The organism is Rhizobium sp. R634 (assembly GCF_002211305.1).
In the GTDB taxonomy this organism is placed as follows: Bacteria; Pseudomonadota; Alphaproteobacteria; order Rhizobiales; family Rhizobiaceae; genus Rhizobium.
This window is the reverse complement of the sequence record NZ_LOKW01000028.1, coordinates 246,295-270,262: the sequence shown is the minus strand read 5'-3', so window position 1 is coordinate 270,262 and position 23,968 is coordinate 246,295. Positions and strand designations below refer to the sequence as shown.

The following is a 23,968-nucleotide window of genomic DNA, read 5'->3' as shown; positions in this document are numbered from 1 at the left end:
CTTCCCCCTGTTCACGATCGGCCGCGGGATTGCGGCCATTCAGTGCCAATTGCCCGCGGCATTTGCGCCATGCGGACGTCCGCAGATAAACTGCTCCCTTGGGTCTTCTTTTCTTTTGTCAGGCCTCCAGGCTTTGCTGGAGAAGTCCTGTCAGATAGTCGGCCATGACCCCTTGGCCGCCATCGTCTGCGATGAGGTCGTTGCGGACCTCGATCATCACATTGCGCAAGCCGTTCGAAAGCCCGTGCAGGATCAGCGTGTGGGTCACGCCGTCCGCAGGCCCGTAAGGCTGGTTGCGTTCAGTCCTGTAAAGCGGCGCTTCGGCCGCGGCGTCCAGCATGCGGTCGGCGAGCCGGCTGTCCTCGTCGTGCAATATGCCGAGTTCGACGGCGCGTTCGCGGCCGTGATAAACCGGCGTGAAGCTGTGCATCGTCACGATGATACTGTCCTGCCCCCTCGCCCTGCGATCGCGGATCTGCCCGCGAATGGCGTCGTGGAAGGGCACGTAGAGTGCGTCCGTGCGTGCAAGGCGCTCTTCGTCGGTCAGATCCTTGTTGCCGGGAATGGCGTAGATTTCGCTGGTCTCGGGCATGGCGCCGGGCGAACTGGGCGGCCTGTTGCAGTCATAGATGAGCCGGGAAAACCGCTGGTAGACGAGCGTCGCGTCGAGCGCCTGCGATATGCCGCGCGCAACCGCCAAAGCCCCGGGATCCCAGGCGATGTGGCTCGACAGTGCCTCCGCGGGCAGGCCGAGATCACCGAAACGGGTGGGGAGCGTTTTCGACGCATGCTCGCAGACGAGCAGCACCTCGCTCCGTCCGCCGACGCGTTCGATCCCGACGCAATCGCCGTCCGCTTCGCTGAGGATTTTCGGCCGGGCCAGCACCAACGGCGCCACTCCTATCCCTTAATGAAAGCTTTACAGAAAAGAATTCTTCAGCTTTTGGCGACTGTCAAGCATCCGCTGAAAATTTCTTTTCATGACAGTGGTTGACATGGATTGTGACAGCGTTGTTAAATTTGGTCGGAGGAGTGGCGCCAGACCACCCCCGGGGAGCAAGATCAGTGACCACCGCGTCGAAGACGGTTTCGGACGTCATACATTCGCATCTCGGCGTGTTGACGCGTGCCGAGAAGCAGTTGGCAGAAAGCCTTCTCGACAATTATCCGGTTTCCGGCCTCGGCAGCATCACCACGATCGCGGAGAATGCCGGCGTCTCGACGCCGACCGTCGTGCGCATGGTGCAGAAACTCGGCTTCAAGGGCTATCCCGACTTTCAGGCGCGTCTGCATCTGGAGGTGGAGGCGACGATCTCCAACCCGATCGCCAAACACGACCGCTGGGCCCAGAACGCGCCGGGCACCCATATTCTCAACCGCTTCGCCGATGCGATCATGGGCAATCTGCGCCAGACGCTGACCGATCTCGACACCGCGACCTTCGACAGCGTCGCCTCGCTGCTGTCGGATCGCAAGCGCGGCCTCTATTTCGTCGGCGGCCGCATCACCGGCGCGCTGGCCGAGTATTTCTTCACCCACATGCAGGTCATCCGGCCGGCAACGACCCTGCTGTCGTCGAATTCCAGCAGTTGGCCGCAATATGCGCTCAACATGAATGCCGGCGATATCCTGATCATCTTCGACATTCGCCGCTATGAGCAGGAAATGGTGAGCCTCGCCACCGCCGCCCGCAAGCGCGGCGCCGAAATCGTCGTCTTCACCGACCAATGGGGTTCACCCGCCGCCAAGCTTGCCCGACATACCTTCCGGGTGCGGATCGAGGCGCCCTCGGCCTGGGATTCCTCCGTCGTCACCCTGTTCATCGTCGAGGCGCTGATCGAAGCCGTCCAGAATTCGACTTGGGACGAGACGAAGGAACGCATGAAGACACTGGAGGGTCTGTTCGAGCAGACCAAACTCTTCCGCAAGCCGGGTTAGGAGGACAAGACCAAGAGGGAGAAAAACAACGGCGGATCTTTGCGGAAACAAACCGCGCTGTCGCAAATGGAACATCTGTCACAAGCGCCTGCTATTCATGCAAAATCACCGTCACGCAGCCGTCACACAAGCTTCATGTAAGCTGATTAACAGCATCGCCAGACACTGAAAACCCGAAGGAGAACAACAGTGATCTCTAACATTTCTCGACTGCTGTCGCTTTCTACTGCGATGATCGTGGCTACGACCGCGATTGCCGCCGCAGAACCGAGCGCTGAACTGATCGCCGCCGCCAAGAAGGAAGGCACGCTGACCACCATCGCTCTCCCGCACGACTGGTGCGGCTACGGCGAGGTCATTGCCGGCTTCAAGGCCAAGTATGGCCTCGAAGTCAATGAGCTGAACCCGGATGCCGGTTCGGGCGACGAAATCGAAGCCATCAAGGCCAACAAAGGCAACACCGGTCCGCAGGCCCCCGATGTCATCGACGTCGGCCTCTCCTTCGGCCCGTCCGCCAAGAAGGACGGTCTGATCCAGCCTTACAAGGTTTCCACCTGGGATTCGATCCCGGATACGGCAAAGGATGCGGAAGGCTACTGGTACGGCGACTATTACGGCGTTCTCTCGTTCCTCGTGAACAAGGATCTCGTCAAGGAATCGCCGGCCGACTGGGCCGACCTGAAGAAGAGCGACTATGCAAACAGCGTCGCGCTGGCAGGTGACCCGCGCACCGCCAACCAGGCTGTCCAGGGCGTTTATGCCGCCGGTCTTTCCGCAGCGGGCGGTGACGCCGCCAAGGCAGGAGAAGAAGGCCTGAAGTTCTTCGCCGAGCTGAACAAGAACGGCAACTTCGTGCCCGTCGTCGGCAAGGCCGCTCCCTTCGCACAGGGCTCCACGCCGATCATCGTCGCCTGGGACTACAACGCCATGTCCTGGGGCGAAAGCCTGAAGGGCAATCCTCCGTTCGAGGTCGTCGTTCCGAAGACGGGCGTCGTCGCCGGCGTTTACGTCCAGGCGATTTCGGCCTTCGCTCCGCACCCGAACGCTGCCAAGCTCTGGATGGAATATCTCTATTCCGACGAAGGTCAGCTCGGCTGGCTGAAGGGCTATTGCCACCCGATCCGCTTCAACGATCTTGCCAAGAACAACAAGATCCCGAAGGAACTGCTCGACAAGCTGCCGCCGGCAGCAGCCTATGAAAAGGCTGTCTTCCCGACGCTCGAAGAGCAGGCCGCCGGCAAGGAAGCCATCACCAAGAACTGGGATAGCGTCGTCGGCGCCAACGTTAAGTAAACTATGATCCGGCCTCCCCGCCCCCCAAGGGCGGGGAGGTTTTCTCACTCCGATGCCCAGGATGAGCTTTTCATGAGTACCGTTTCAACGCCGATGGTGAGCAGCACCCCCTTGATCAGCAAAGACCGCGTGATCGATTGGCTGGGCATTGCGCCCTTCATCATTTTTTCTCTGCTGTTCCTGATCATCCCCACGCTCTATCTCGTGGCGGGCGCATTCCTGACGCCCGAAGGCGATTTCACACTGAAGAATATCGGCGATCTCTTTACGCCATCGATCATGAGCGCCTACTGGATCAGCATCAAGGTCTCGGTGGCATCCGCTCTCGGCGGCGCGCTGATCGGCTTTTTCCTCGCCTGGGCCGTCGTGCTCGGCGGCCTGCCCGCCTCGGTACGCTCGACGCTTTTGACCTTCTCCGGCGTCGCCTCGAATTTCGCCGGCGTGCCGCTCGCCTTCGCCTTCCTGGCGACGCTCGGCCGCACCGGCCTCGTGACGGTCTTCCTGCGGGAATGGTTCGGCTTCAATCTCTACGGCACCGGCTTCAACCTTCTGTCCTTCTTCGGTCTCACCATCACCTATATGTATTTCCAGATCCCGCTGATGGTGCTGATCCTGACGCCGGCACTCGACGGTATGAAGAAGGAATGGCGCGAGGCCTCTGAGATTCTCGGCGCCACCAACCGCCAATATTGGACGATGGTCGCCCTGCCGATCCTCTGGCCGAGCCTGCTCGGCACCACGCTCCTGCTCTTCGCCAATGCCTTCGGCGCCATCGCCACCGCCTTCGCGCTGACCGGCAGCTCGCTGAACATCGTGCCGATCCTGCTCTACGCGCAGATCCGCGGCGATGTGCTGCACAATGCCAATCTTGGTTACGCCATCGCCCTCGGCATGATCGTCATCACAGGCGTCTCCAACGTCCTTTACCTCATGCTGCGCATGCGCGCCGAGCGGTGGCAGAAATGAAAACACAACGCCTTGGAGCCTGGATCGCCATCATTCTCGGCGCATCCTATTTCATCATTCCGCTGATCGGCACGATCGAGTTTTCGCTGCGCATGCGCCGCGGCGAATACAGCCTCGACGCCTATCAGTCGGTCTTCTCGGACGCCCAGTTCCGCGAAACCTTCGGCTACTCCATGATGATGGCGCTTCTGACCATCGTCTTCGGCATGCTGCTCGTCGTGCCGACGGCCTATTGGGTGCGGCTGCGCCTGCCGCAGATGCGCCCGGTCGTCGAATTCATCACGCTGCTGCCGCTGGTCATTCCGGCGATCGTCATCGTCTTCGGCTACCTCAGAATGTACAACTCGTCGTCCTACCTGCCCTTGACGGGTTCGACGACCGGCACCAACGCCCTGCTGGTCTTCTCCTATATCACGCTGTCGCTGCCCTATATGTACCGCGCCGTCGATACCGCCATGCGCGCCATCGACGTGCGCACGCTGACGGAGGCGGCCGAAAGCCTCGGCGCCCGCTGGACGACCATCATGTTCCGCTGCATCTTCCCGAATGTGATGAGCGGCGTGCTCTCCGGCGCCTTCATCACGCTCGCGATCGTCATGGGCGAGTTCACCTTCGCCGCCCTGCTCAACCGCCCGGCCTTCGGCCCCTACCTGCAGCTCGTCGGCGCCAACAAGGCCTATGAGCCTTCGGCGCTCGCCGTCATCGCCTTCTCGATCACCTGGCTCAGCATGGGCCTGCTCAATCTCGTTTCCCGCTTCGGCAAAGCCCGCCCGGCAAAGGCTTAAGGTAACCGGCTCATGTCTTTTCTCACACTGAACAACATCCAGAAATCCTTCGGCCCGGTTCAGGTCGTCAAGAATTTCAACATGAACATCGAGAAGGGCGAATTCATCTCCTTCCTCGGGCCGTCGGGCTGCGGCAAGACGACGGTTCTGCGCATGATCGCAGGCTTCGAAACGCCGACCGGCGGCACGCTGACCATCAACGGCAAGGACCAGAGCGCGCTGAAGCCGAACCAGCGCAATATCGGCATGGTCTTTCAGGCCTATGCCCTGTTCCCCAACATGTCCGTGCACGACAACGTCGCCTTCGGCCTCAAGGTCGCCGGCGCGCCGAAGCCCGAGATCGACGCTCGCGTCAAGGAAATGCTCGGCCTGATCAAACTCGATCACCTGGCCGACCGCTATCCCTACCAGCTGTCGGGCGGCCAGCAGCAGCGTGTCGCACTTGCCCGCGCGCTCGCCGTCAAGCCGCAGGTGCTGCTGCTCGACGAGCCGCTGTCGGCCCTCGACGCCAAGATCCGCGTGTCGCTGCGCGAGGAAATCCGCCAGATCCAGCAGCAGCTCGGCATCACCACCGTTTTCGTCACCCACGATCAGGAAGAAGCCTTGTCGATCTCTGATCGCATCGTGGTGATGAATGCCGGCAAGGCCGACCAGATCGGCTCGCCCTTCGAGATCTACAACAAGCCGGCGACGCGCTTCGTCGCCTCCTTCGTCGGCACGCTGAACCTGATCGAAGCTCAGGTCGTCGATCCCGACGCCAACCTCATCCAGATCGGCGATCAGCAGATCACGCTGAAGCAGTCGGTCGCAGCCCACAAGGCCGGCGAAACCATCTCGCTGGCGCTGCGCCCGGAAGCGGGCTCGCTCTCCGACACCGCCAAAAGCGATACGGCGCTGACCGGCCAGGTCGTCTCGGCCCACTTCCTCGGCTCGGTCATCCGCACCCGCATGAATGTCGGCGGCAACGTCATCTCCTTCGACATGTTCAACAGCCCCGGCGTCACCCCGCCGCAGGCCGGCGAAACCGTGACGCTGCGCTTCATGGCGGCCGACCTGCTCATCATCCGCGACTGATCTGGGAACGGGATTTGCTCGAAAGGCGCTGCCGACGCGGCGCCTTTTCATTTCTGCTCGCCCGACCAACGGCATGGCCAGAATGGCGTGAGCTCGTTTCTATTTCAGATTCGACGGGTCGTATATGATCATGCAGTCTGGCATTCTTTGGGTTGCAATCATGATTGACCGGAGGAAACGACAATGAGCGATCACCAGAAACAAAACCCATTTGATGGCCCTCAGATGCAGGGAATGCATTACGAGCGGGCCGATATGTCAGGCGCTCATTTCGATGGCGTAAACCTCGCGGACGCTCGATTTTACGCTGTTTTGACCAAAGCAAGGTTCACCGACACCAATTTAAGCGAAGCGGTTTTTGACGATATAAGCCTTGCAGATGCGCGCTTTAACAACGTCAATCTGTCTGGTGCCGCCATCACGAATGCAAACCTATCGCGATTGAGCATAAGCGGCGTTACGTTGGCAGATTCAGACATTCAAGATGCCGATTTAACGGGGATGCGGATCAATGGCGTTCTCGTAACCGATCTATTTATGGCCTATGAGCAGGCGAAAATCTGAAGGCCATTTTTTCCCAAATCATGCGTAATGCCGCGCAAATCCCGATCAAAGCGACACTTTTGCGATTGAATTTCGCAGTGTCGCCAAAATCGGATTTCTGCAGCAGATGAATGTGCAGAATGCTTCACGAGAAGAAAAACGCCCTGATTGCCCGTGCCGCAAATGGATTCGGCACGATTAAGGACGGGCTTTCTTTCATTGCATCATCCGCTCAACGGATCGCCCGGTCGTCCGCATCGAAGCGATGCACGCGCGCCTGGTCCGGGGTCGCATAGACGATCTCGTCGGGCTCGTATTGGTGCTCGCCGAAGAGGCGCGCCGTCAGCAGCCCGCACTGGTCGGATTCGAGATAGATGATCGTGTCGGCGCCGAGATGCTCGACATGCACGACCTTCGCCGCCCAGCTCCCCTGCTCGCGCGACAGCGTCATGTGTTCGGGACGCACGCCGATCGTCTTGGCGCTGTGGTCGCCGACTTTCTCGCCGGCGATGAAATTCATCTGCGGCGAGCCGATGAAGCCGGCGACGAAAACGTTCGCCGGACGATTGTAGAGTTCCATCGGCGAGCCGATCTGCTCGATCGCGCCGGCATTCAGCACGACGATCTTGTCGGCAAGCGTCATCGCCTCGACCTGGTCGTGGGTGACATAGATCATCGTCGCCTTCAGGCTGCGGTGCAGCCGGGCGATTTCGAGACGCGTCTGGACGCGCAGCGCCGCATCGAGGTTCGACAGCGGCTCGTCGAACAGGAAGAGTTCCGGTTCGCGCACGATGGCGCGGCCGATTGCGACACGCTGGCGCTGACCGCCTGAGAGTTCGGCCGGACGCCGTGCCAGATACGGCGCGAGCGACAGCATGCCGGAGGCCTTGCCGACACGGCTGTCGATCTCGTCCTTGGGCGTGCCCGCCTGCTTCAGGCCGAGGCCCATATTGTCCTTCACCGTCAGATGCGGATAGAGCGCATAGGACTGGAACACCATGGCGATGCCGCGCTTGGCCGGCGGCGTCAGCGTCTCATCTCGGCCGTTGATGACGACGGCGCCCGAGGTGACGTCCTCGAGGCCGGCGATGCTGCGCAGAAGCGTCGATTTCCCGCAGCCCGACGGGCCGACGAAGATGACGAATTCGCCGTCCTCGACCTCAAGGTCGATGCCTTTCAGCACCTCATGCGTGCCATAGGTCTTGCGGATGGATTTGAGTTGAAGCGATCCCACTATCTTTTCCTTACAATCTGACCGGCTGGCCGGTGCGCACGCTCTCGTCGGCGGCAAGGCAGATGCGCAGCGACGCCACGGCATCCGCCATATGGCGGTCGAGGTTCAGATCCTCGCGGATCGCCCTCAGCATGAAGGCCTGTTCCAGGTCGCAGAGCGCCTGATGACCGGGCTCGCCCGTCATCCGCATATCCTGGTCGGGCCGGATGAACTTGCCGTCCGGGCCAGTTTCGGCCGTGTGCAGACGGATCACCGATGTCTTGGTGTGGGTGTCGATATCGTCGGACTTGGCGTTCGGATCCATGACGATCGACACCGCGCCCTTGGGCGACATCACGTCCTTCACGAAGAAGGCGGTCTCCGAAATCATCGGCCCCCAGCCGGCCTCGTACCAGCCGACCGAACCGTCCTCGAAGAGCACCTGCAGGTGACCGTAATTGTACATGCCGGCGGCGATCTCATCGGAGAGGCGCAGCCCCATGCCGCGCACCTCGACGGCTCTCGCATCGGTGATCTGGCACATGACGTCGATATAATGCACGCCGCAATCGACGATCGGCGAGGTCGTCTGCATCAGCGACTTGTGGGTCGCCCAGGTCGGGCCGCTGGACTGCTGGTTGAGATTCATGCGGAAGACGTAAGGCGGACCAAGCTTGCGGGCTTCCTCGATCAGCTTCGTCCAGGACGGATGATGGCGAAGGATATAGCCGATCACCAGCTTGCGCCCCGCCTTCTTCGCCGCCGCCACGACCCGCTCGGCGTCGGCGACGGTGGTCGCCAGCGGTTTCTCCACGAAGACATGGCAGCCGGCCTCGAAGGCGGCGACGGCATAATCGGCATGGCTGTCTGAATAGGTGTTGATCGAGCAGAGGTCAGGCTTCAGCTCGGCGAGCGCCGTCGTGAAATCGGGATGAACCGTATAGGCTTGCAGCTCGGGCTCCAGCTTCGGCGTCGAGCGGTTAACGAGACCGACGATCTCGAAACCGGGATTGTTGTGATAGGCAAGCGCATGGCTGCGGCCCATATTGCCGAGACCGGCAACGAGAACGCGGATCGGTTTTTCCTGGCTCACTTGACGGCTCCCGAGGTGATGCCGCGAATAAGCTGCCGCGAGAAGATGACGTAGAGGACGAGGATCGGCAGGATCGCCAGCGACAGCGCCGCCAGCACCGCATTCCAATTGGTGACGAACTGGCCGATGAAGATCTGCGAGCCCAGCGTCACGGTCTTGGTGGCCTCGGCAGGCGCCAGGATCAGCGGGAACCAGAGATCGTTCCAGATCGGGATCATGGTGAAGACCGCGACCGTCGCCATGGCCGGGCGTACCAGCGGCAGCACCAAGCGGAAGAAGATCGCATATTCCGACAACCCGTCGATACGCCCGGCATTCTTGAGATCGTCCGAAACCGTGCGCATGAATTCCGAGAGAATGAAGATCGCCAGCGGTATGCCCTGCGCGGTGTAGACGAGGATCAGCGCCGTCAGCGTATTGACGAGGCCGGCCGCCACCATGCCCTGCAGGATCGCCACCGTCCCAAGGCGGATCGGGATCATGATGCCGATCGCCATGTAGAGCCCGAGCAGCATATTGCCGCGGAAGCGGTATTCCGACAGCGCGAAGGCCGCCATGGCGCCGAACAGCAGCACCAGCAGGATCGAGACGATCGTCACGATGAAGCTGTTCTGGAAATAGGTGGCGAAATCGCCCTGCCCCAGCACCGTCTGGTAGCCGACAAGGCTGAAGGTCGACGGCGTCGGGACCATCAGCGGCTCGCGGAAGATCGCGGCGCGATCCTTGAACGAGTTGACCACCGTCAGGAAAACCGGAAACAGCGCGACCAGCGTGTAGGCGCTGAGCGCCAGATGCACGAGGCCGGTGCGGATGGGAGATGTGCGTGCCTTGGACATGCGCGCTCCTCAGAACTGGTAGCGACGCATGCGCCGCTGGATGACGAAGAGATAAAGCGAGACGCCGGCGAGGATGATGAGGAACATCACGGTGGCGATTGTCGCGCCCATCGAGCGGTCGCCGAGCTGCAGCTGGAAACCGAAGAAGGTGCGGTAGAGCAGCGTTCCGAGAATGTCGGTCGACATGTCGGGCCCGGCGAGCGCCCCCTGCACGGTGTAGATCAGATCGAAGGCATTGAAATTGCCGACGAAGGTGAGGATCGATATGATGCCGATCGCCGGCAGGATCAGCGGCAGTTTGATCTTCCAGAATTGCGCCCAGCCCGTGATGCCGTCGCATTCCGCCGCCTCGATCACTTCTTCGGGGATGCTCAAAAGCGCGGCATAGATCAGCATCATCGGAATGCCGATATATTGCCAGTTGGAGATCAGCGACACGGCGACCAGCGCCGAGCCGGGCTTGCCGAGCCAGGGCGCGAACAGGAATTTGAGCCCGATGAGATCGAGCATCCAGGGCGCCACACCCCAGATCGGCGACAGGATCAGCTTCCAGATGAAGCCGACGATGACGAAGGAAAGCAGCGTCGGCAGGAATATCGCCGTGCGGTAGAAGGCCACCCCGCGCAGCTTCGGCACCGAAAGCAGGGCAGCAAGCGCCACGCCGATCGGGTTCTGCACGCACATATGGATGGCGAAGAAGATCAGGTTGTTGACCAGCGCATTCCAGAAATCATGCGCCCAGCGCGGATCGCCGAACAGCACCTTGAAATTCGCCAGGCCCACGAAGGCCGGCTGGCCGTCGACCGTATTGTAGAGCGAAAGCCGGAGTGTTTCGATGAGCGGCAGCACCATGACGGCGGAGTAGACGATCACCGCGGGCAGCATGAAAACGAAGATGTGCCAGCGCACTGGGCGCTTGATCGGGACGATATCGGCCGCGTTGTCGGTTGGGCTCATGGCTTTTGCCTGTTCTGGTCACTGGCCGCAAACTTGCAGGCACAGGTGGAAAACGTTGCGCCTCACCCGAACTCTCTGCCGCCTGGGAAGAGAGGCAACGCCCTGCTGGAATGCAATGTCGGGCCGGGAGGTCGCTTGCGAGTCTCCTTCTCCCCGCAAGCGGGGAGAAGGTGGCCGGCAGGCCGGATGAGGGGCAGCAAACACCGCCCCTCCGCATTCATCACTTCGCCGGCTTGTACCAGCTGTCGAGGCCCTTCTGCAGCTTTTCGGCAGCAACCTGCGGCGTATCCGTGCCGTTGATCACGTTGGCCGATTCGACCCAGGTCTCGTTTTCGAGATTCGGCGTGCCGCGCGACAGGATCTGATAGGTCGAGCGCACGGTCGACTTGTACGGGCCGCGCCAGGAAACGAATTCCTGAGCGAGCGGATCGGACATCTTCACCGGGTTGGAGTTCAGGCTGAAGAAGCCCGGCAGCGCATTGGCGTAGATATCGGCGAATTCGGGCGAAGCGACCCAGCTGAGGAACTTCTTGGCTTCCTCGGCATGGGTGCTCTTCGCGTTCAAGGCGACGCCGATATCGGGATGGTCGGAGATATAGCCCGTGTCGCCGGCCTTCGGAACCGGCGGCGGGAAGGCGCCCATCTTGAACTGCGCCTGCGTGTTGAAGAGCGCAATCTCCCAGGAGCCGGCCGGATAGATCGCGGCGCGGCCGAGCGTGAAGAGGTTCTGGCTGTCCGAATAGGTCTGGGCTTCGAAACCATCGCCGAGATAGGGCTTCCACTTGGCAAGCTCTTCATAGGGCTTGACCCACTCGGCGTCCGTCAGCTTCTGCTTGCCGGCGATAAGCGCTTCGCGGCCTTCTTCGCCCTTCCAGTAGTTCGGGCCGATGTTCTGGTAGCCCATAGTCGCAGCTTCCCAGAGGTCCTTCGTGCCCATGGCGAGCGGGATGTAGGTGCCGTCAGCCTTGATTTTGTCGAGCGCTGCGTAGAACTCGTCCTGGGTTTTCGGCACGGAGATGCCGAGCTTGTCGAAGGCATCCTTGTTGTAAATGAAACCATGGATGACCGAAGCCATCGGCACGCAGAAGGTCGACTTGCCGTCGTCCGTGGTCCAGGCGGCCTTGGCGACCGGCGAGAAGTTCTCCATGCCGGGCAGGCTGGTGAGGTCGACGAGTTGCTTCTTGTTGAAGAGTTCGAGCGAGGCGTCGAACGGACGGCAGGTGATGATGTCGCCTGCGGAACCGGCATCGAGCTTGGCGTTGAGCGAAGCGTTGTATTCCGTCGGCGCAGTCGGCGAGAAGACGATCTTGATGCCCGGGTTCTTCGCTTCGAAGGCCGGAATGATCTTTTCCTGCCAGATCTGCAGGTCGTCGTTACGCCAGCTTTCGACCGTCAGCGTGACGTCGGCGGCATGGACGAGACCGGCCGATGTCAGCAGGCTGGAGGCAAGCAGCAGGCTTTTCAGAGCAGTGTTTTTCATTTCCCTCTCCTGTGTTTTAAGCGCCGCAAGGCGCCGTTTTCGATCTGAAACAAGCAGTTGGTGTGCTTGAGGAAACACCCAACGCCCCTTGGAGGACCGCCAGCGGCTGCCGGTCCCGAAAGCTCGATGGACGCGAAGGCGGATCGCCTGCGGCCGACTGCGCCCCGTCCCGGCAATGTGCACCGGCCGCGGCAAATGGATGGGAAAGCTGATAGACGCCCGAACTTGCCATCAGCCTCACAGGCCATGGGTCGCTCTCATGGTTATCCTCGAAGCGGCTCCGGCTTGCCGTAGCTGCCGGTTTTCGTGGGCCTCGAAACGCTGTTCCCTTTTACCAAATTAATGCCAAAAAAATACCAATTGTCCAGCCGATTTTAACTTTTGGAACCGAGAAAATTTGTTAAAAAATTTTATCAAGCAAAATCAATATGATAAAAAGATGAATTTTCTCGATCTTTTCCGCTTGGTAAATGGTATTTTTTTGGTATTGTATAAAAAACCAAAGGGAACGGCGTATCGGAGGCCCGATGACGGAGCTTGCAATCGGCATAGATGGCGGCGGAACGAGCTGCAGGGCGGCGGTCGCGGATAGAAACGGCAATGTCATCGGCCGCGGCAAATCCGGCCCCGCCAACATCCTGTCCGATCTGGAAAACTCTCTTCTCAACATCGTCGAATCCGCCCGGCAGGCGCTCGGCGACGCCGGGCTCGACGCTGGAGACGTTTCCTCTGTCTCGGCCGTCGTCGGCGTCGCCGGCGCCAATGTCATGGATTATGGTGAGCGAATCGAAAGAGCCCTGCCCTTTGCCGAAGGCCGCGTCGTTACCGATGCGTTGATCTCCCTTCAGGGCGCGCTCGGCGATGGCGACGGCATCGTCGGCGCCTTCGGCACCGGCTCGGTCTACAATGCCCGGCGGGACGGCCGCCTGCGCGGCATCGGCGGCTGGGGCTTCGTCGTCGGCGACCAGGCAAGCGGCGCCCGCCTCGGTCGCGATCTCATGGAGCGGTCGCTGCTTGCCCATGACGGCGTGCGCCCGGCTTCGCCGATCACCGAAGCGATCCTGGCCGAATATGGCAACGACCCCGAGCGCGTCGTCGAATTCGCCCATACGGCACGGCCCAAGGATTTTGCCCGCTACGCGCCGATTGTTTTCGAACATGCGACAAGGGGCGATGTGGTCGCCGCCGGCATCATCAGCGATGCGGCAGCAGCGATCGGCGAAAGCCTCGAGGCGCTGCTCTGGCCCGAATGCCCCTCGATCTGCCTGCTCGGCGGCCTTGCCGAAGCCTATGAGCCCTGGCTTTCCGAACGCTACAGGTCGCGGCTTGCCAGACCCAAGAACGATGCCCAGCAGGGCGCGGTGGAGCTTGCGGTCAAGCTCCTCAACGACAGGCGGAGAGGTGCGGCATGACCGACGACCTCGCCACTCTCCTTTCCCTGCAGCGCCTGCAGGCCGCCGGCACCGGCCCGCTCTATGTCAAACTGCGCCGCACGCTCGAAGAGGCCGTGCGTACCGGCACGCTCGGCCACGGCGATGCGCTGCCGCCGGAACGCGACATCGCCGAATTTGCCGCCGTCAGCCGCGTCACCGTGCGCAAGGCAATCGATGAACTCGTCGCCGACGGCCTGCTGGTACGCCGCCACGGCTCTGGCACCTTCGTCGCCAAGCCGGTCTCGAAGGTCGAGCAGCGCCTGTCGCAGCTCACCTCCTTCACCGAGGACATGGCGCGCCGCGGCATGTCCTCCCGCTCCGAATGGCTGCACAAAGGCGTCCACACGCCCTCGCCCGATGAGATGATGATTCTCGGTCTCGGCACCGACGTGAAGGTGTCGCGGCTTTCGCGCCTGCGCATTGCCGACGACCAGCCGCTGGCAATCGAGAATGCCAGCGTCTCCGGCGAATTCCTCCCCGATCCCGCGGCCGTTACCAATTCGCTTTACGCCGAACTCGAACGCCTGCACGTCCGCCCGGTGCGCGCCGTACAGCGCATTTCGGCAACCAACATGAAGGAAGCCGACGCCCAGCTTCTCGGCGTCCCCGTCGGCGCCGCCGGCCTGTCGATCGAGCGTATCTCCTATCTCGGCTCCGGCCGCGCGGTCGAATTCACCCGCTCGCTCTATCGCGGCGACGCCTATGATTTCGTCGCGGAGCTGACAATCGGGGTGACATAGCGGCTTGAGCTTATCCAAATTATACGTATATCCGGATATCGAAGGCTGGAACCTATCATGGCTCGGACCACGTCTCTGGAATTTCAGCGAAAATTCAGCGAATTTCAGCGTCAGGCGCAGCATGGGCCCGTCGAGATCACCTGTCATGGCCGATGCGAATTCGTGCTGATGTCGGCCGAGCACTATGATTGGCTGAAAGCGGCCTCGCAACGAGCGCACAAAACCGCCGACGCCTTGCCCGTCGTCATCGATGCCGTCGAGAAAGCTGAGATGGATGCTGCAAGCTGCCGACATAAAGCGTTGTCGAGCAGAAGCGAGTTCACTCGCTCCCTTTCCAGACCGCGAGTTCGCCCTCGTTCATAGGCGCGAAAAAGTCCGGCCCATTTCCAGTAACTTGCCCCTTGAGCAGGCCGACTTTGAAGGGAGACCGTCCAATCGGAATGATCTTCACCACGGGCTTGCGCCCCCTGGCGATCACCACGTCCTCACCGGAAAGAGCGGCATCGATCAATTTCGATAGATTGGCCTTTGCCGCCCGGATGGTCACTTGCATTGCGGCCTCATTTGCAAACTTGGCTTAAGAATGCCATCCCATCGTCATTTCCGCTATCGAATTCAAACAGCCTGACCGCGGTAATTATCGAGCCGTATCAAAAGCATGATGCCGGAAACTGCGACAAAGTCCGCCAACTTCTCCTTCGTCATGCTCGGGCTTGTCCCGAGCATCTGCCTCCGGTCGATAGGGCAGCAGATCCTCGGCACAAGGCCGAGGATGACGCCGAGTAACGAGATTTGTCATCAAACTGCGCCGGGAAGTGAACACTTCTCGGCTTGCCATTCATTCAATCGATCTCTGAATACGGCGCCTCAAGCGACTGCGAAGACTCGGCAATTATGCCGCGTCCTCGATATCCTCATCCGCCTTGCGCGGCACGTAATTCAGCACCGGCCCCAGCCAGCGCTCGACTTCGGAAACCTCCATGCCCTTGCGCTTGGCATAGTCTTCCACTTGATCGCGCTCGACCTTGGCGACGCCGAAATAATAGGAGTCGGGGTGGCCGATATAGAGACCCGAGACGGAGGAGCCGGGCCACATCGCGTAGCTCTCCGTCAGCTTCACGCCTGCGGTATGTTCCGCATCGAGCAGCTTGAAGAGCGTTTTCTTCTCCGTGTGGTCGGGCTGAGCGGGATAACCGGGCGCCGGGCGGATGCCGGCATAGGCCTCGCCGATGAGGTCCTCGTTGCTGAGGTGCTCATCCCTCGCATAGCCCCAATATTCGCGCCGCACCTGCTCGTGCATGCGCTCGGCGAAAGCTTCGGCGAAGCGGTCGGCCAGCGCCTTGACGAGGATCGAAGAATAATCATCGTTGGCGCGTTCGAAGCGTTCGGCGATGGCGATCTCCTCGATGCCGGCCGTTACCACGAAGCCGCCGACATAATCCTGCACGCCGCTAGCCACAGGCGCGACGAAGTCGGAAAGCGCCACGTTCGCCCGCCCGTCCCGCTTCGAAAGCTGCTGGCGCAGCGTGTAGAAGGTGGCAAGCTCCTGGCTGCGGCTCTCGTCGGTAAACAGGCGGATATCGTCGCCGACGGCGCCGGCCGGCCAGAAGCCGATGACGGCGCGCGGACGGAACCACTTCTCGTCGATGATCTTCTTGAGCATGGCCTGGGCGTCGGCCCAGAGCGCACGCGCCGCCTCGCCCTGTTTCTCGTCCTCGAGAATGGCGGGGTAGCGGCCGCGCAGTTCCCAGGTCTGGAAGAACGGCGTCCAGTCGACGTACTTCGCAAGCTCGGCCAGATCGTAATCCTCGAACACCCGGGTGCCGAAGAATTGCGGCTTCGTCGGCTGGTAGGCGGACCAGTCCACCTTATGCGCATTTTCGCGAGCCCGCGGCAGCGGCAGACGCACCTTCTCGGCCTCGCTGCGGGCATGGGCGGCCGCCACCTTGGCATATTCGGCCCTGATATCGTCGACATAGCCCTGGCGCGTCTCCGGCGAGAGCAGCGCCGAGACGACGCCGACGGCGCGGCTCGCATCGGTGACGTAGATCGCCTGACCCTTGTTGTAGCCCGGATGGATCTTCACGGCGGTATGCACGCGGCTGGTCGTCGCCCCGCCGATCAAGAGCGGGATGTCGAAGCCCTGCCGCTCCATTTCGGCCGCGACATGCACCATTTCGTCGAGCGACGGCGTGATCAGGCCGGAAAGACCGATGACATCGACCTTCTCGGCGATTGCCGTTTCCAGAATCTTCGTCGCCGGCACCATGACGCCGAGGTCGACGATCTCGTAATTGTTGCAGGCCAGCACGACGCCGACGATGTTCTTGCCGATATCGTGCACGTCGCCCTTGACCGTCGCCATCAGGATCTTGCCCGCCGATTTCCGGTCGTCGCCGCCGGTGAGGCGTTTTTCCTCTTCCATATAAGGAAGAAGAACGGCAACAGCCTGCTTCATGACGCGCGCCGACTTGACCACCTGCGGCAGGAACATCTTGCCCGAGCCGAAGAGATCCCCGACGACGTTCATGCCGGCCATCAGCGGCCCCTCGATGACATGCAGCGGTCGTGCGGCCTGCTGGCGCGCCTCCTCGGTATCGGCTTCGATATATTCGGTGATACCGTTGACCAGCGCATGTTCGAGACGCTTCTCGACGCTCCATTCGCGCCAGGAGAGGTCCTGAACGCGGCCTTCCCTTGCACCGGCGCCGCGGAAACGCTCGGCCACTTCGAGCAGCCGCTCGGTGCTGTCGGCGCGGCGGTTCAGCACCACGTCCTCGCAGGCCTCGCGCAGCTCGGGATCGATGTTATCGTAAACGGCGAGCTGGCCGGCATTGACGATGCCCATGTCCATGCCCGCCTGGATGGCGTGGTAGAGGAACACGGCATGCATCGCCTCGCGCACCGGCTCGTTGCCGCGGAACGAGAAGGACAGGTTGGAGACGCCGCCGGAGATATGGACGAGCGGCATGCGCTCGCGGATCGTCCGCGTCGCCTCGATGAAATCGACGCCGTAATTATTGTGCTCTTCGATGCCGGTCGCGACTGCGAAGATGTTGGGGTCGAAGATGATGTCCTCGGGCGGGAAGCCGATCTTTTCTGTCAGCAGCCTATAGGCGCGCGTGCAGATCTCGACCTTGCGGTCGTAATTGTCGGCCTGGCCTGTCTCGTCGAAGGCCATGACGACGACGGCAGCACCATAATTATGCAGGAGCCGCGCCTGGGCGAGGAAATTCTCCTCCCCTTCCTTCAGCGAGATCGAATTGACGATCGGCTTGCCCTGGACGCGCTTCAGGCCGGATTCGATGATCGAGAATTTCGAACTGTCGATCATCACGGGCACGCGGGCGATGTCGGGCTCGGCGGCGATGAGGTTGAGAAACTCGACCATCGCCTTTTCGGAATCGATCAGGCCTTCGTCCATGTTGATGTCGATCACCTGCGCGCCGTTCTCGACCTGGTCGCGCGCGACATCGAGCGCTGCCGTGTAGTCGGCATTGGTGATCAGCTTGCGGAACTTCGCCGAACCGGTGACGTTGGTGCGCTCGCCAACATTGACGAAGGGAATGTCCTTGGTGAGTTCGAAGGGTTCGAGACCCGACAGCGACATGAAGGGGCGATGCTCAGGGATCGGACGCGGCTTATATTTGGCCACGGTCTCGGCGATCGCCCGGATATGTTCGGGTGTCGAGCCGCAGCAGCCGCCGACGATGTTGACGAGGCCTTCGCGGGCGAAGCTGTCGATCTGGGCCGCCATCAGTTCCGGCGTTTCGTCATACTGGCCGAACTCGTTCGGCAGGCCGGCATTCGGATAGGCGCAAATGAAGGTGTCGGCGGCGCCGGAAAGCTCCTGCAGGTGCGGGCGCATCGCATTGGCGCCGAGCGCGCAGTTGAGGCCGATCGTGAAGGGATTGGCGTGGCGCACCGAGTTCCAGAAGGCGGTCGGCGTCTGGCCGGACAGCGTGCGGCCGGAAAGATCGGTAATCGTGCCCGAGATCATCACCGGCAGGCGTACGCCCTTGGCTTCGAAGCGCTCCTCGCAGGCGAAGATCGCAGCCTTGGCGTTCAGCGTATCGAAGATCGTCTCGATGAGGATGATGTCGGCGCCGCCGTCGATCAGCCCGTCGATCTGCTCGCCGTAGGCGGCGCGCAGGTCGTCGAAGGTGACGGCGCGGAAACCGGGATTGTTGACATCGGGCGAGATCGAGGCAGTGCGGTTGGTCGGGCCGATGGCGCCGGCGACGAAGCGGCGACGGCCATCCTCGCGCTCGGCGCGGATTGCCGCGCGGCGCACGATTTCCGCGCCTTCCTTGTTCAGCGCAAAGACCTCGCCTTCCATCTGGTAATCGGCCTGCGCGATGCGGGTCGAGGAGAAGGTGTTGGTCTCGAGAATATCGGCGCCGGCCTTGGCGTATTTGTAATGGATCTCTTCGATCGCATCTGGCTGTGTCAGGATCAGAAGGTCGTTATTGCCCTTCTGGTGGCAGGCGCAGCCGATGAACCGCGTGCCGCGGAACTGGTCTTCGTCATAGCCGAGCCCCTGGATCTGCGTGCCCATCGCACCGTCGAGCACAAGGATGCGTTCGCTCGCAGCCTTCTTCAGCGCTGCAAAGACTTCACTGCCGTCACGCTTGCCCCCTTCGGGACCAAAGAGATTGTCAAACACGGGAGGGCTCCTTGACGTCGTAAGACCAGACAGTCCAAATCGCATAAAGATATCTTTATGTCAATATATGCCTGTCGATTTCATGGTTTGCAAGCCGGCAGCGCCGACCGTCTTTTCAGACGCCGGGCGCTGCAGGGATGACAGACTCGAATGGCCTCTATATAGGCAATTCAACAGCATTGCGCAGGAAATCGGAGGAGCATCATGGCACTGGCAACCGGCACCGCCGCACTCGGAAACTGGACGAGCCGCGCCTATCATCGCGGCTGGCTGCTCAACCAGGCAAACGGCCTCTTCGATTTCTTCCAGCACAATTCGGTCAATCCCAAGGGCGGCTTCTACGATCTCGACGATACCGGCGGGCCGCTCGATGCCGAGGGCCAGGTTCGCGGCATCCATATCGCGGCGCGCGCGGTGCATTGCTTCTCGATCGGCGCCCTGCTCGGCCGTCCCGGCGCCTCCGACGTCGTCGACCACGGCATGGACTATCTCTGGAACCATCATCGCGACCGCAAGAATGGCGGCTATTTCTGGTCGCTCGACAACAATGGCCCGGTCGATTCCAACAAGCAGGGTTATGGCCATGCTTTCGTGCTGCTCGCCGCTTCATCCGCCAAGACGATCGGCCATCCGCTTGCCGACGGCATGCTCGCCGACATCACCGAAACCCTGAACACGAAATTCTGGGAACCGCGCCATGGCGCGATCGCCGAGGAATTCACCGCCGACTGGCAGCCGCTCGACGGCGGCGCCTATCGCGGCCAGAATTCCAACATGCACCTGACCGAAGCGCTGATGGCCGCTTTCGAAGCCACCGGCGACAAGGACTACCTGACCAAGGCCGAAAGCATCACCGATCTCGTCATTCGCCGGTCGGCCGGCTCGGTCGACTGGCGCGTCGCCGAACATTTCGACGCCGAATGGAACCTCGACAAGGATTACTATCATCCCAACGAAATGTTCCGCCCGGCCGGCACGACGCCCGGCCACTGGCTGGAATGGACCCGCCTCATCCTGCAGCTCTGGGCGCTCGGCGGCAAACGCATCGAATGGATGCCCGATGCGGCCAAGGCGCTCTTCGAGCAATCCATGGCGCTCGGCTGGGACAGCGACAAGGGCGGCTTCTTCTACACGCTCGATTGGGACGACAAGCCCGCCAAGCGCAACAAGCTCTGGTGGCCGGCCTGCGAGGGCGCCGCCGCCGCCCATTTCCTCAACGAGCACCTGCCGAGCGATTATCACGAGGAATGCTACCGCAAGATCTGGAACGTCATCGAGCGCGCTTTCATCGACCACAAGAATGGCGGCTGGCACGAGGAACTGACGGAGGATCTCGTTCCCTCGCACTCGCTCTTCCCCGGCAAGGGCGATATCTATCACGCCCTGCAAGCCTGCCTGATCCCGCTCTTCCCGGCGACAGGCAGCCTGACGAAGGGGATACTCGAAGCCGGCGGCAGGCTCTGAGGAAAACGCCTCAGCAGCGCTGTGCCGATTTTGCGTTTACAGCTGGCTCTCGAACAGACGCACCTGTTGATCTGCCTCGTTGAGCTCGTCTCGCACACGATCCTCCTCGTCCCTTATATCGCTAAGATCCTCTTTGAGATCTTTAACCTTCCAGTAGTTCAATAAGGAATACTCTTCATTACGATCTTTCTTCATTTTCTCCTGTAATTCTTCAAGCTCCTCTTCTTTACGCTTGTAATTATCTTCAAGCCGCTCCAGTTTCGATCTGAGCGCATACTGACGATAACCAATCACGTGGCCGCGCAGAAACTCAGCTTCCGTCTTAGGCGGGCACAGACCGTTATAGCTGTGCCCATGCTGTCCTTCCCACAGGCCGCTCCATGCGGTGCAATAGCGTAGCAGACCCTTCTTATAACCCTGTTTCCAAAGAGTGAGGTCCGGCACGACCTTCACTCGCTTGCAAGACTTGGTGTGTCCTTCAAACCGTTCTTTCGGCAAATAGCCGTTGAACCCGTCGGTGAAACCAATTCCCTTCCAATCGCCAGCAAGGCAATCCTTCTTGGAGATCGTGTAACAGGAGGTCAGAAACAGACTGATGCCGAGGGCGGAAAAGATACAAAACAAACGCAGCATGACGCTCTCGAATTTAGAACAAAACAAGAACGAATTACCATTTCCGCATCTATCCGTCTACTGCCACGCGGGGATGCCAGCGTTTTATTTTCAGGGAAACAGCCGCTCCGGCCGCGGCACTGGACAGAACGGAGCGACGTATCCTTGAAACCAGCGGCGAGCTTCGAGGCCGGATCAATAACCCGGCGCGGGCAATGCGACATTCGGATTCCGCTGGAACCACTCGACATCCTCGTTGACGCGGTCGAGCTCGTCCTGCACGTCGCGCTGGTCGCGGCGGATGTCGTGCATGTCGTCCTCCAGGTCCTCGATCCGCCGGCGCAGGTCGGATCTTTCCTCGTCCTTGGCGTCTCTCAGCTTGTCGGAAAGCTCGTCGATGCTTGCCTCCTTGAAGCTGTAGTCGTTCTGCATCGAGGTGAGGCGCTGCTGCAGCCCATGCTGCTTGGATCCGAGGTTGAAGCCGCGCAGGAAGCCCGGCGCTGTTTCCGGCGGGCAGACATTGGCGTAGCCGCTGCCCGCCTGGCCGCGCGCCAGCCCGCTGAGCGGCGTGCAGTAGCGCACCAGACCCGCCTGATATCCCTGGAACCAGATCGTCTGGTCCGGCACGATCCTGACCCGCTCGCAGGACTTCGCATGCGCCGCAAAGCGCTGCTGCGGCTCGTGGCCGGCGGCACCGTCACTCTCGCCGATCACCCGCCAGTCGGCGGCGACGCATTCTTCCTTGGAGAGCGTGTTGCAGGAGGCAAGGAAAAGACCAAAACCGATGGTGGCGGCGAGCGCGGAGAAAAGGCGGATCATGGCGTCCCGGGAAGGTTAAGGAGGGCAATGCCGCACCTTAACCACCGAACAAAGCCGCGTCACCGGAGCAGCGGCGCGATTTTGCACTTTTCATGGCTTTTTTCTGTCAAAATTGGGGCGGAAGCCTCAGAGCGGGGCGAGCCGCAGCGTATCCAGGTCCTTCGCCAGCATCAGCGCCAAAGCCTCGACCACAAGATTATGGTCGTCGCGCTGCGGCAGGCCGGAAACGGTGACCGCGCCGATGCAGCCGGTGCCCTTGACGTTGATCGGGAAACTGCCGCCATGCGGCGCATAGTCGTCGCCGGAAAGCCCGTTGTCTTCGACCGTTTTGCCGTCCTTCTTTAGCTTCAGTCCGGAAGCATAGCTGCTTCGGAAATAGCGCAGCACCATGTTGCGCTTGCGGCGAACCCAGTTGACGTTATCGGGCGTCACACCCGGAAGCGCCGCGTAGAAGACCGGCATCGAATGCAGCGTCACGTCGATCGCGATGCCGAGGCCGCGTTCGGTGCCGAGTTCCTGCAGAAGCTTGCCGAGCTGCCATGCCGTCGTCAGGTCGAAAGCGTCGAAGCTCAGCGCCTCCTCCTGCTCCGCGATCCGGCTGAGATCGTTCTCGATTGTCATGGCTAAGCCCTCCTGCCGCGTTGAACCGCCGCTGACCATTCTCGCGGGAGGCAAAAAAGTAAAGCAGAAACTTGATGTCAGAGCTTCGGCGTCAGCATCTCGAAACGGTCACGTGTTGTGGCGCAGCTATCGCCGCCGAGCCGCGCGATGGCATCGACTGCGGCCGGATCGACATGCAGCCTTTCCGGGTCGACGATTCCGTCCCGATAATGCGCATAGACGATCTCGCCCATGATGATCTGCCGCGAACGGCCGAGTTCGAGCGTCACATGCCGCTTGCATTCGAAGGCCGCCGGCGCCTCGGCGATGAAGGGAGATGCCACCTTCTCGCCCGGCACCGCCGTCAAGCCCGCCTCCTTCAGCTCGTCGACGCCGCGCGGATATTTGGCGCCGCAGACATGCATGGCCTCGGCGATGGCGAAGGAGACGATGTTGACCGTGAAAACCTCGGTCATGCGGATGTTGTGGCCGGTGTCCTTGAACGACATGTCGGGATGATTCTCGACCCCGATCGCCAGAATCGGCGGATCGGCCGACAGGCAGTTGAAGAAGCTGAAGGGCGCCGCGTTGATCCGGCCGTGTTCGTCGACTGTCGTTACCAGAGCGATCGGACGCGGAATGATCGTGCCGATCATCAGCTTGTAGCGCTCGCGCTCGCTAAGCTCCTTAAAGTCGAAGGAGATCGGCATGATCAACCGTCCGAACGGATCGGCGAAAAGGCGCTCATCGCGCCGGTGAAAGGTTTCGGCAGCGGCGAGGCGTAGGAGCCGCGCTTGCTGGTGGAAAGCCCGAGCGAGACCAGCGCCTCCGCCTGCTTGACGGCGGCCGAGACCCCATCGATGACGGGCACGCCGTAAATATCCTGCAATTCCCTTGCGAGATCCGTCATGCCGGCGCAGCCGAGCACGATCGCCTCGGCGCCGTCTTCTTCAAGCGCCCGCTCGATCTCTGCCCTGAGCTTGCCGATCGCGCCCGATGCCGCATCTTCCAGCTCCAGCACCGGAATATCGGAGGCGCGCACCTTGACGCGCTCGCCCATGCCGTAGCGCCGCACCAGATTGTCGATCAGCACCCGCGACCGCTCCAGCGTCGTCACCACGGTAAAGCGTTGCGCCAGAAAGCCCGCCGTTGCGACTGCGGATTCGCAAAGCCCGAGGATCGGCACATCGGCGAAGCTTCGCGCCGCTTCAAGCCCGGTATCGTCGAAGCAGGCGATGACGGCGGCGTCATAGCCCTCCCCCTGCCGCGCCTTGAGCTCCGAAAGCAGGCCGGGGATGGCGAGCGCCCCGTCATAATGGCCTTCGATGGAGACAGGCCCCATCTGCGAGGTGGCGGCGATGATTTCCGTGCCGGACGCGGCCACCGCACGCGCGGCGGTCGCCGCCTTCTCGGTCATGGAGGCGGTGGTATTCGGATTGACGATGAGGATGCGCAT

The 23,968-nt window shown here is 61.3% G+C and carries 23 protein-coding genes; 10 read left to right on the top strand and 13 right to left on the bottom strand.

Annotation, left to right across the window (positions count from 1 at the left end):
• Nucleotides 1-118 precede the first annotated feature (118 nt).
• Nucleotides 119-889: an N-formylglutamate amidohydrolase gene (locus ATY77_RS30675; protein WP_088690188.1), complete on the bottom strand. Its 771-nt coding sequence runs from the start codon at nt 887-889 to the stop codon at nt 119-121.
• Between the two features lie 176 nt (nt 890-1,065).
• Between ATY77_RS30675 and ATY77_RS30670 the strand changes: the two genes are divergently transcribed.
• The 6 genes from ATY77_RS30670 (at nt 1,066) to ATY77_RS30645 (ending at nt 6,620) form a co-directional block, all read left to right on the top strand.
• Complete coding sequence (locus tag ATY77_RS30670; protein ID WP_088690187.1) at nt 1,066-1,938, top strand: MurR/RpiR family transcriptional regulator; 873 nt, start codon at nt 1,066-1,068, stop codon at nt 1,936-1,938.
• 189 nt (nt 1,939-2,127) lie between these two features.
• Nucleotides 2,128-3,231 carry an ABC transporter substrate-binding protein gene (locus tag ATY77_RS30665; RefSeq protein ID WP_088673197.1) on the top strand — a complete coding sequence of 368 codons (1,104 nt, stop codon included), beginning with the start codon at nt 2,128-2,130 and terminating at the stop codon, nt 3,229-3,231.
• A 72-nt stretch (nt 3,232-3,303) separates the two neighbouring features.
• Nucleotides 3,304-4,197, top strand: a complete 894-nt coding sequence (locus ATY77_RS30660; protein WP_088690186.1) for an ABC transporter permease subunit — start codon at nt 3,304-3,306, stop codon at nt 4,195-4,197.
• Nucleotides 4,194-4,982, top strand: a complete 789-nt coding sequence (locus ATY77_RS30655; RefSeq protein ID WP_088690185.1) for an ABC transporter permease — start codon at nt 4,194-4,196, stop codon at nt 4,980-4,982. The genes ATY77_RS30660 and ATY77_RS30655 overlap by 4 nt, the downstream gene beginning before the upstream one ends.
• A gap of 12 nt (nt 4,983-4,994) precedes the next feature.
• Entirely contained in the window at nt 4,995-6,056 is a 1,062-nt protein-coding gene (locus ATY77_RS30650; RefSeq protein ID WP_088690184.1) for an ABC transporter ATP-binding protein, read from the top strand.
• 183 nt (nt 6,057-6,239) lie between these two features.
• On the top strand, nt 6,240-6,620 hold the full coding sequence (locus ATY77_RS30645; protein ID WP_088690183.1) for a pentapeptide repeat-containing protein: 381 nt from the start codon (nt 6,240-6,242) through the stop codon (nt 6,618-6,620).
• Nucleotides 6,621-6,831: 211 nt separating this feature from the next.
• Here the strand turns inward: ATY77_RS30645 and ATY77_RS30640 are convergent, their stop codons facing one another.
• The 5 genes from ATY77_RS30640 to ATY77_RS30620 form a co-directional block, all read right to left on the bottom strand.
• Nucleotides 6,832-7,833: an ABC transporter ATP-binding protein gene (locus tag ATY77_RS30640; protein ID WP_088690182.1), complete on the bottom strand. Its 1,002-nt coding sequence runs from the start codon at nt 7,831-7,833 to the stop codon at nt 6,832-6,834.
• A 10-nt stretch (nt 7,834-7,843) separates the two neighbouring features.
• A complete protein-coding gene (locus tag ATY77_RS30635; protein WP_088690181.1) occupies nt 7,844-8,905 on the bottom strand; it encodes a Gfo/Idh/MocA family oxidoreductase in 1,062 nt (353 codons plus the stop codon).
• Nucleotides 8,902-9,741: a carbohydrate ABC transporter permease gene (locus tag ATY77_RS30630; protein ID WP_088690180.1), complete on the bottom strand. Its 840-nt coding sequence runs from the start codon at nt 9,739-9,741 to the stop codon at nt 8,902-8,904. Before ATY77_RS30630 ends, ATY77_RS30635 begins: the two co-directional genes overlap by 4 nt.
• Before the next feature lie 9 nt (nt 9,742-9,750).
• Nucleotides 9,751-10,698: a sugar ABC transporter permease gene (locus ATY77_RS30625; protein ID WP_088690179.1), complete on the bottom strand. Its 948-nt coding sequence runs from the start codon at nt 10,696-10,698 to the stop codon at nt 9,751-9,753.
• Between the two features lie 220 nt (nt 10,699-10,918).
• The gene (locus ATY77_RS30620; RefSeq protein WP_088690178.1) at nt 10,919-12,178 is read right to left on the bottom strand and encodes an ABC transporter substrate-binding protein; all 1,260 of its coding nucleotides are present in this window, start codon (nt 12,176-12,178) and stop codon (nt 10,919-10,921) included.
• A 527-nt stretch (nt 12,179-12,705) separates the two neighbouring features.
• On the opposite strand from ATY77_RS30620, the gene ATY77_RS30615 reads away from it, so the two are divergent.
• The 3 genes from ATY77_RS30615 to ATY77_RS30605 are packed head-to-tail and all read left to right on the top strand — an operon-like array spanning nt 12,706 to nt 14,714.
• A complete protein-coding gene (locus tag ATY77_RS30615; protein WP_088690177.1) occupies nt 12,706-13,590 on the top strand; it encodes an N-acetylglucosamine kinase in 885 nt (294 codons plus the stop codon).
• Complete coding sequence (locus tag ATY77_RS30610; RefSeq protein ID WP_088673186.1) at nt 13,587-14,351, top strand: GntR family transcriptional regulator; 765 nt, start codon at nt 13,587-13,589, stop codon at nt 14,349-14,351. The genes ATY77_RS30615 and ATY77_RS30610 overlap by 4 nt, the downstream gene beginning before the upstream one ends.
• A 57-nt stretch (nt 14,352-14,408) precedes the next feature.
• Nucleotides 14,409-14,714: a type II toxin-antitoxin system prevent-host-death family antitoxin gene (locus tag ATY77_RS30605; protein ID WP_245314409.1), complete on the top strand. Its 306-nt coding sequence runs from the start codon at nt 14,409-14,411 to the stop codon at nt 14,712-14,714.
• On the opposite strand, the gene ATY77_RS30600 is transcribed toward ATY77_RS30605, so the two are convergent.
• Both ATY77_RS30600 and metH read right to left on the bottom strand, forming a co-directional pair.
• Nucleotides 14,671-14,904: a type II toxin-antitoxin system prevent-host-death family antitoxin gene (locus ATY77_RS30600; protein WP_010017092.1), complete on the bottom strand. Its 234-nt coding sequence runs from the start codon at nt 14,902-14,904 to the stop codon at nt 14,671-14,673. The two genes, ATY77_RS30605 and ATY77_RS30600, sit on opposite strands and share 44 nt — an antisense overlap.
• A gap of 339 nt (nt 14,905-15,243) precedes the next feature.
• Nucleotides 15,244-19,017, bottom strand: a complete 3,774-nt coding sequence (gene metH, locus ATY77_RS30595; RefSeq protein WP_088690176.1) for a methionine synthase — start codon at nt 19,015-19,017, stop codon at nt 15,244-15,246.
• 204 nt (nt 19,018-19,221) lie between these two features.
• Between metH and ATY77_RS30590 the strand changes: the two genes are divergently transcribed.
• Complete coding sequence (locus ATY77_RS30590; RefSeq protein ID WP_088690175.1) at nt 19,222-20,481, top strand: AGE family epimerase/isomerase; 1,260 nt, start codon at nt 19,222-19,224, stop codon at nt 20,479-20,481.
• A 36-nt stretch (nt 20,482-20,517) separates the two neighbouring features.
• On the opposite strand, the gene ATY77_RS30585 is transcribed toward ATY77_RS30590, so the two are convergent.
• The 5 genes from ATY77_RS30585 to ATY77_RS30565 form a co-directional block, all read right to left on the bottom strand.
• Complete coding sequence (locus tag ATY77_RS30585; protein WP_088690174.1) at nt 20,518-21,114, bottom strand: DUF2799 domain-containing protein; 597 nt, start codon at nt 21,112-21,114, stop codon at nt 20,518-20,520.
• 174 nt (nt 21,115-21,288) lie between these two features.
• Nucleotides 21,289-21,912, bottom strand: a complete 624-nt coding sequence (locus ATY77_RS30580; protein WP_088690173.1) for a DUF2799 domain-containing protein — start codon at nt 21,910-21,912, stop codon at nt 21,289-21,291.
• A 126-nt stretch (nt 21,913-22,038) separates the two neighbouring features.
• A complete protein-coding gene (locus tag ATY77_RS30575) occupies nt 22,039-22,533 on the bottom strand; it encodes a heme-degrading domain-containing protein (protein ID WP_088690172.1) in 495 nt (164 codons plus the stop codon).
• A gap of 77 nt (nt 22,534-22,610) precedes the next feature.
• Nucleotides 22,611-23,222: a flavin reductase family protein gene (locus ATY77_RS30570; RefSeq protein ID WP_088690171.1), complete on the bottom strand. Its 612-nt coding sequence runs from the start codon at nt 23,220-23,222 to the stop codon at nt 22,611-22,613.
• A gap of 2 nt (nt 23,223-23,224) precedes the next feature.
• Nucleotides 23,225-23,968 carry an aspartate/glutamate racemase family protein gene (locus ATY77_RS30565; RefSeq protein WP_088690170.1) on the bottom strand — a complete coding sequence of 248 codons (744 nt, stop codon included), beginning with the start codon at nt 23,966-23,968 and terminating at the stop codon, nt 23,225-23,227.

Coding starts and splice junctions, on each gene's coding strand:
- ATY77_RS30660 (WP_088690186.1), top strand. CDS start 3,304: ATGAGTACCGTTTCAACGCCGATGGTGAGCAGCACCCCCTTGATCAGC.
- ATY77_RS30655 (WP_088690185.1), top strand. CDS start 4,194: ATGAAAACACAACGCCTTGGAGCCTGGATCGCCATCATTCTCGGCGCA.
- ATY77_RS30650 (WP_088690184.1), top strand. CDS start 4,995: ATGTCTTTTCTCACACTGAACAACATCCAGAAATCCTTCGGCCCGGTT.
- ATY77_RS30645 (WP_088690183.1), top strand. CDS start 6,240: ATGAGCGATCACCAGAAACAAAACCCATTTGATGGCCCTCAGATGCAG.
- ATY77_RS30630 (WP_088690180.1), bottom strand. CDS start 9,741: ATGTCCAAGGCACGCACATCTCCCATCCGCACCGGCCTCGTGCATCTG.
- ATY77_RS30625 (WP_088690179.1), bottom strand. CDS start 10,698: ATGAGCCCAACCGACAACGCGGCCGATATCGTCCCGATCAAGCGCCCA.
- ATY77_RS30620 (WP_088690178.1), bottom strand. CDS start 12,178: ATGAAAAACACTGCTCTGAAAAGCCTGCTGCTTGCCTCCAGCCTGCTG.
- ATY77_RS30615 (WP_088690177.1), top strand. CDS start 12,706: ATGACGGAGCTTGCAATCGGCATAGATGGCGGCGGAACGAGCTGCAGG.
- ATY77_RS30610 (WP_088673186.1), top strand. CDS start 13,587: ATGACCGACGACCTCGCCACTCTCCTTTCCCTGCAGCGCCTGCAGGCC.
- ATY77_RS30605 (WP_245314409.1), top strand. CDS start 14,409: ATGGCTCGGACCACGTCTCTGGAATTTCAGCGAAAATTCAGCGAATTT.
- ATY77_RS30600 (WP_010017092.1), bottom strand. CDS start 14,904: ATGCAAGTGACCATCCGGGCGGCAAAGGCCAATCTATCGAAATTGATC.
- ATY77_RS30590 (WP_088690175.1), top strand. CDS start 19,222: ATGGCACTGGCAACCGGCACCGCCGCACTCGGAAACTGGACGAGCCGC.
- ATY77_RS30585 (WP_088690174.1), bottom strand. CDS start 21,114: ATGCTGCGTTTGTTTTGTATCTTTTCCGCCCTCGGCATCAGTCTGTTT.
- ATY77_RS30580 (WP_088690173.1), bottom strand. CDS start 21,912: ATGATCCGCCTTTTCTCCGCGCTCGCCGCCACCATCGGTTTTGGTCTT.
- ATY77_RS30575 (WP_088690172.1), bottom strand. CDS start 22,533: ATGACAATCGAGAACGATCTCAGCCGGATCGCGGAGCAGGAGGAGGCG.
- ATY77_RS30570 (WP_088690171.1), bottom strand. CDS start 23,222: ATGCCGATCTCCTTCGACTTTAAGGAGCTTAGCGAGCGCGAGCGCTAC.
- ATY77_RS30565 (WP_088690170.1), bottom strand. CDS start 23,968: ATGCGCATCCTCATCGTCAATCCGAATACCACCGCCTCCATGACCGAG.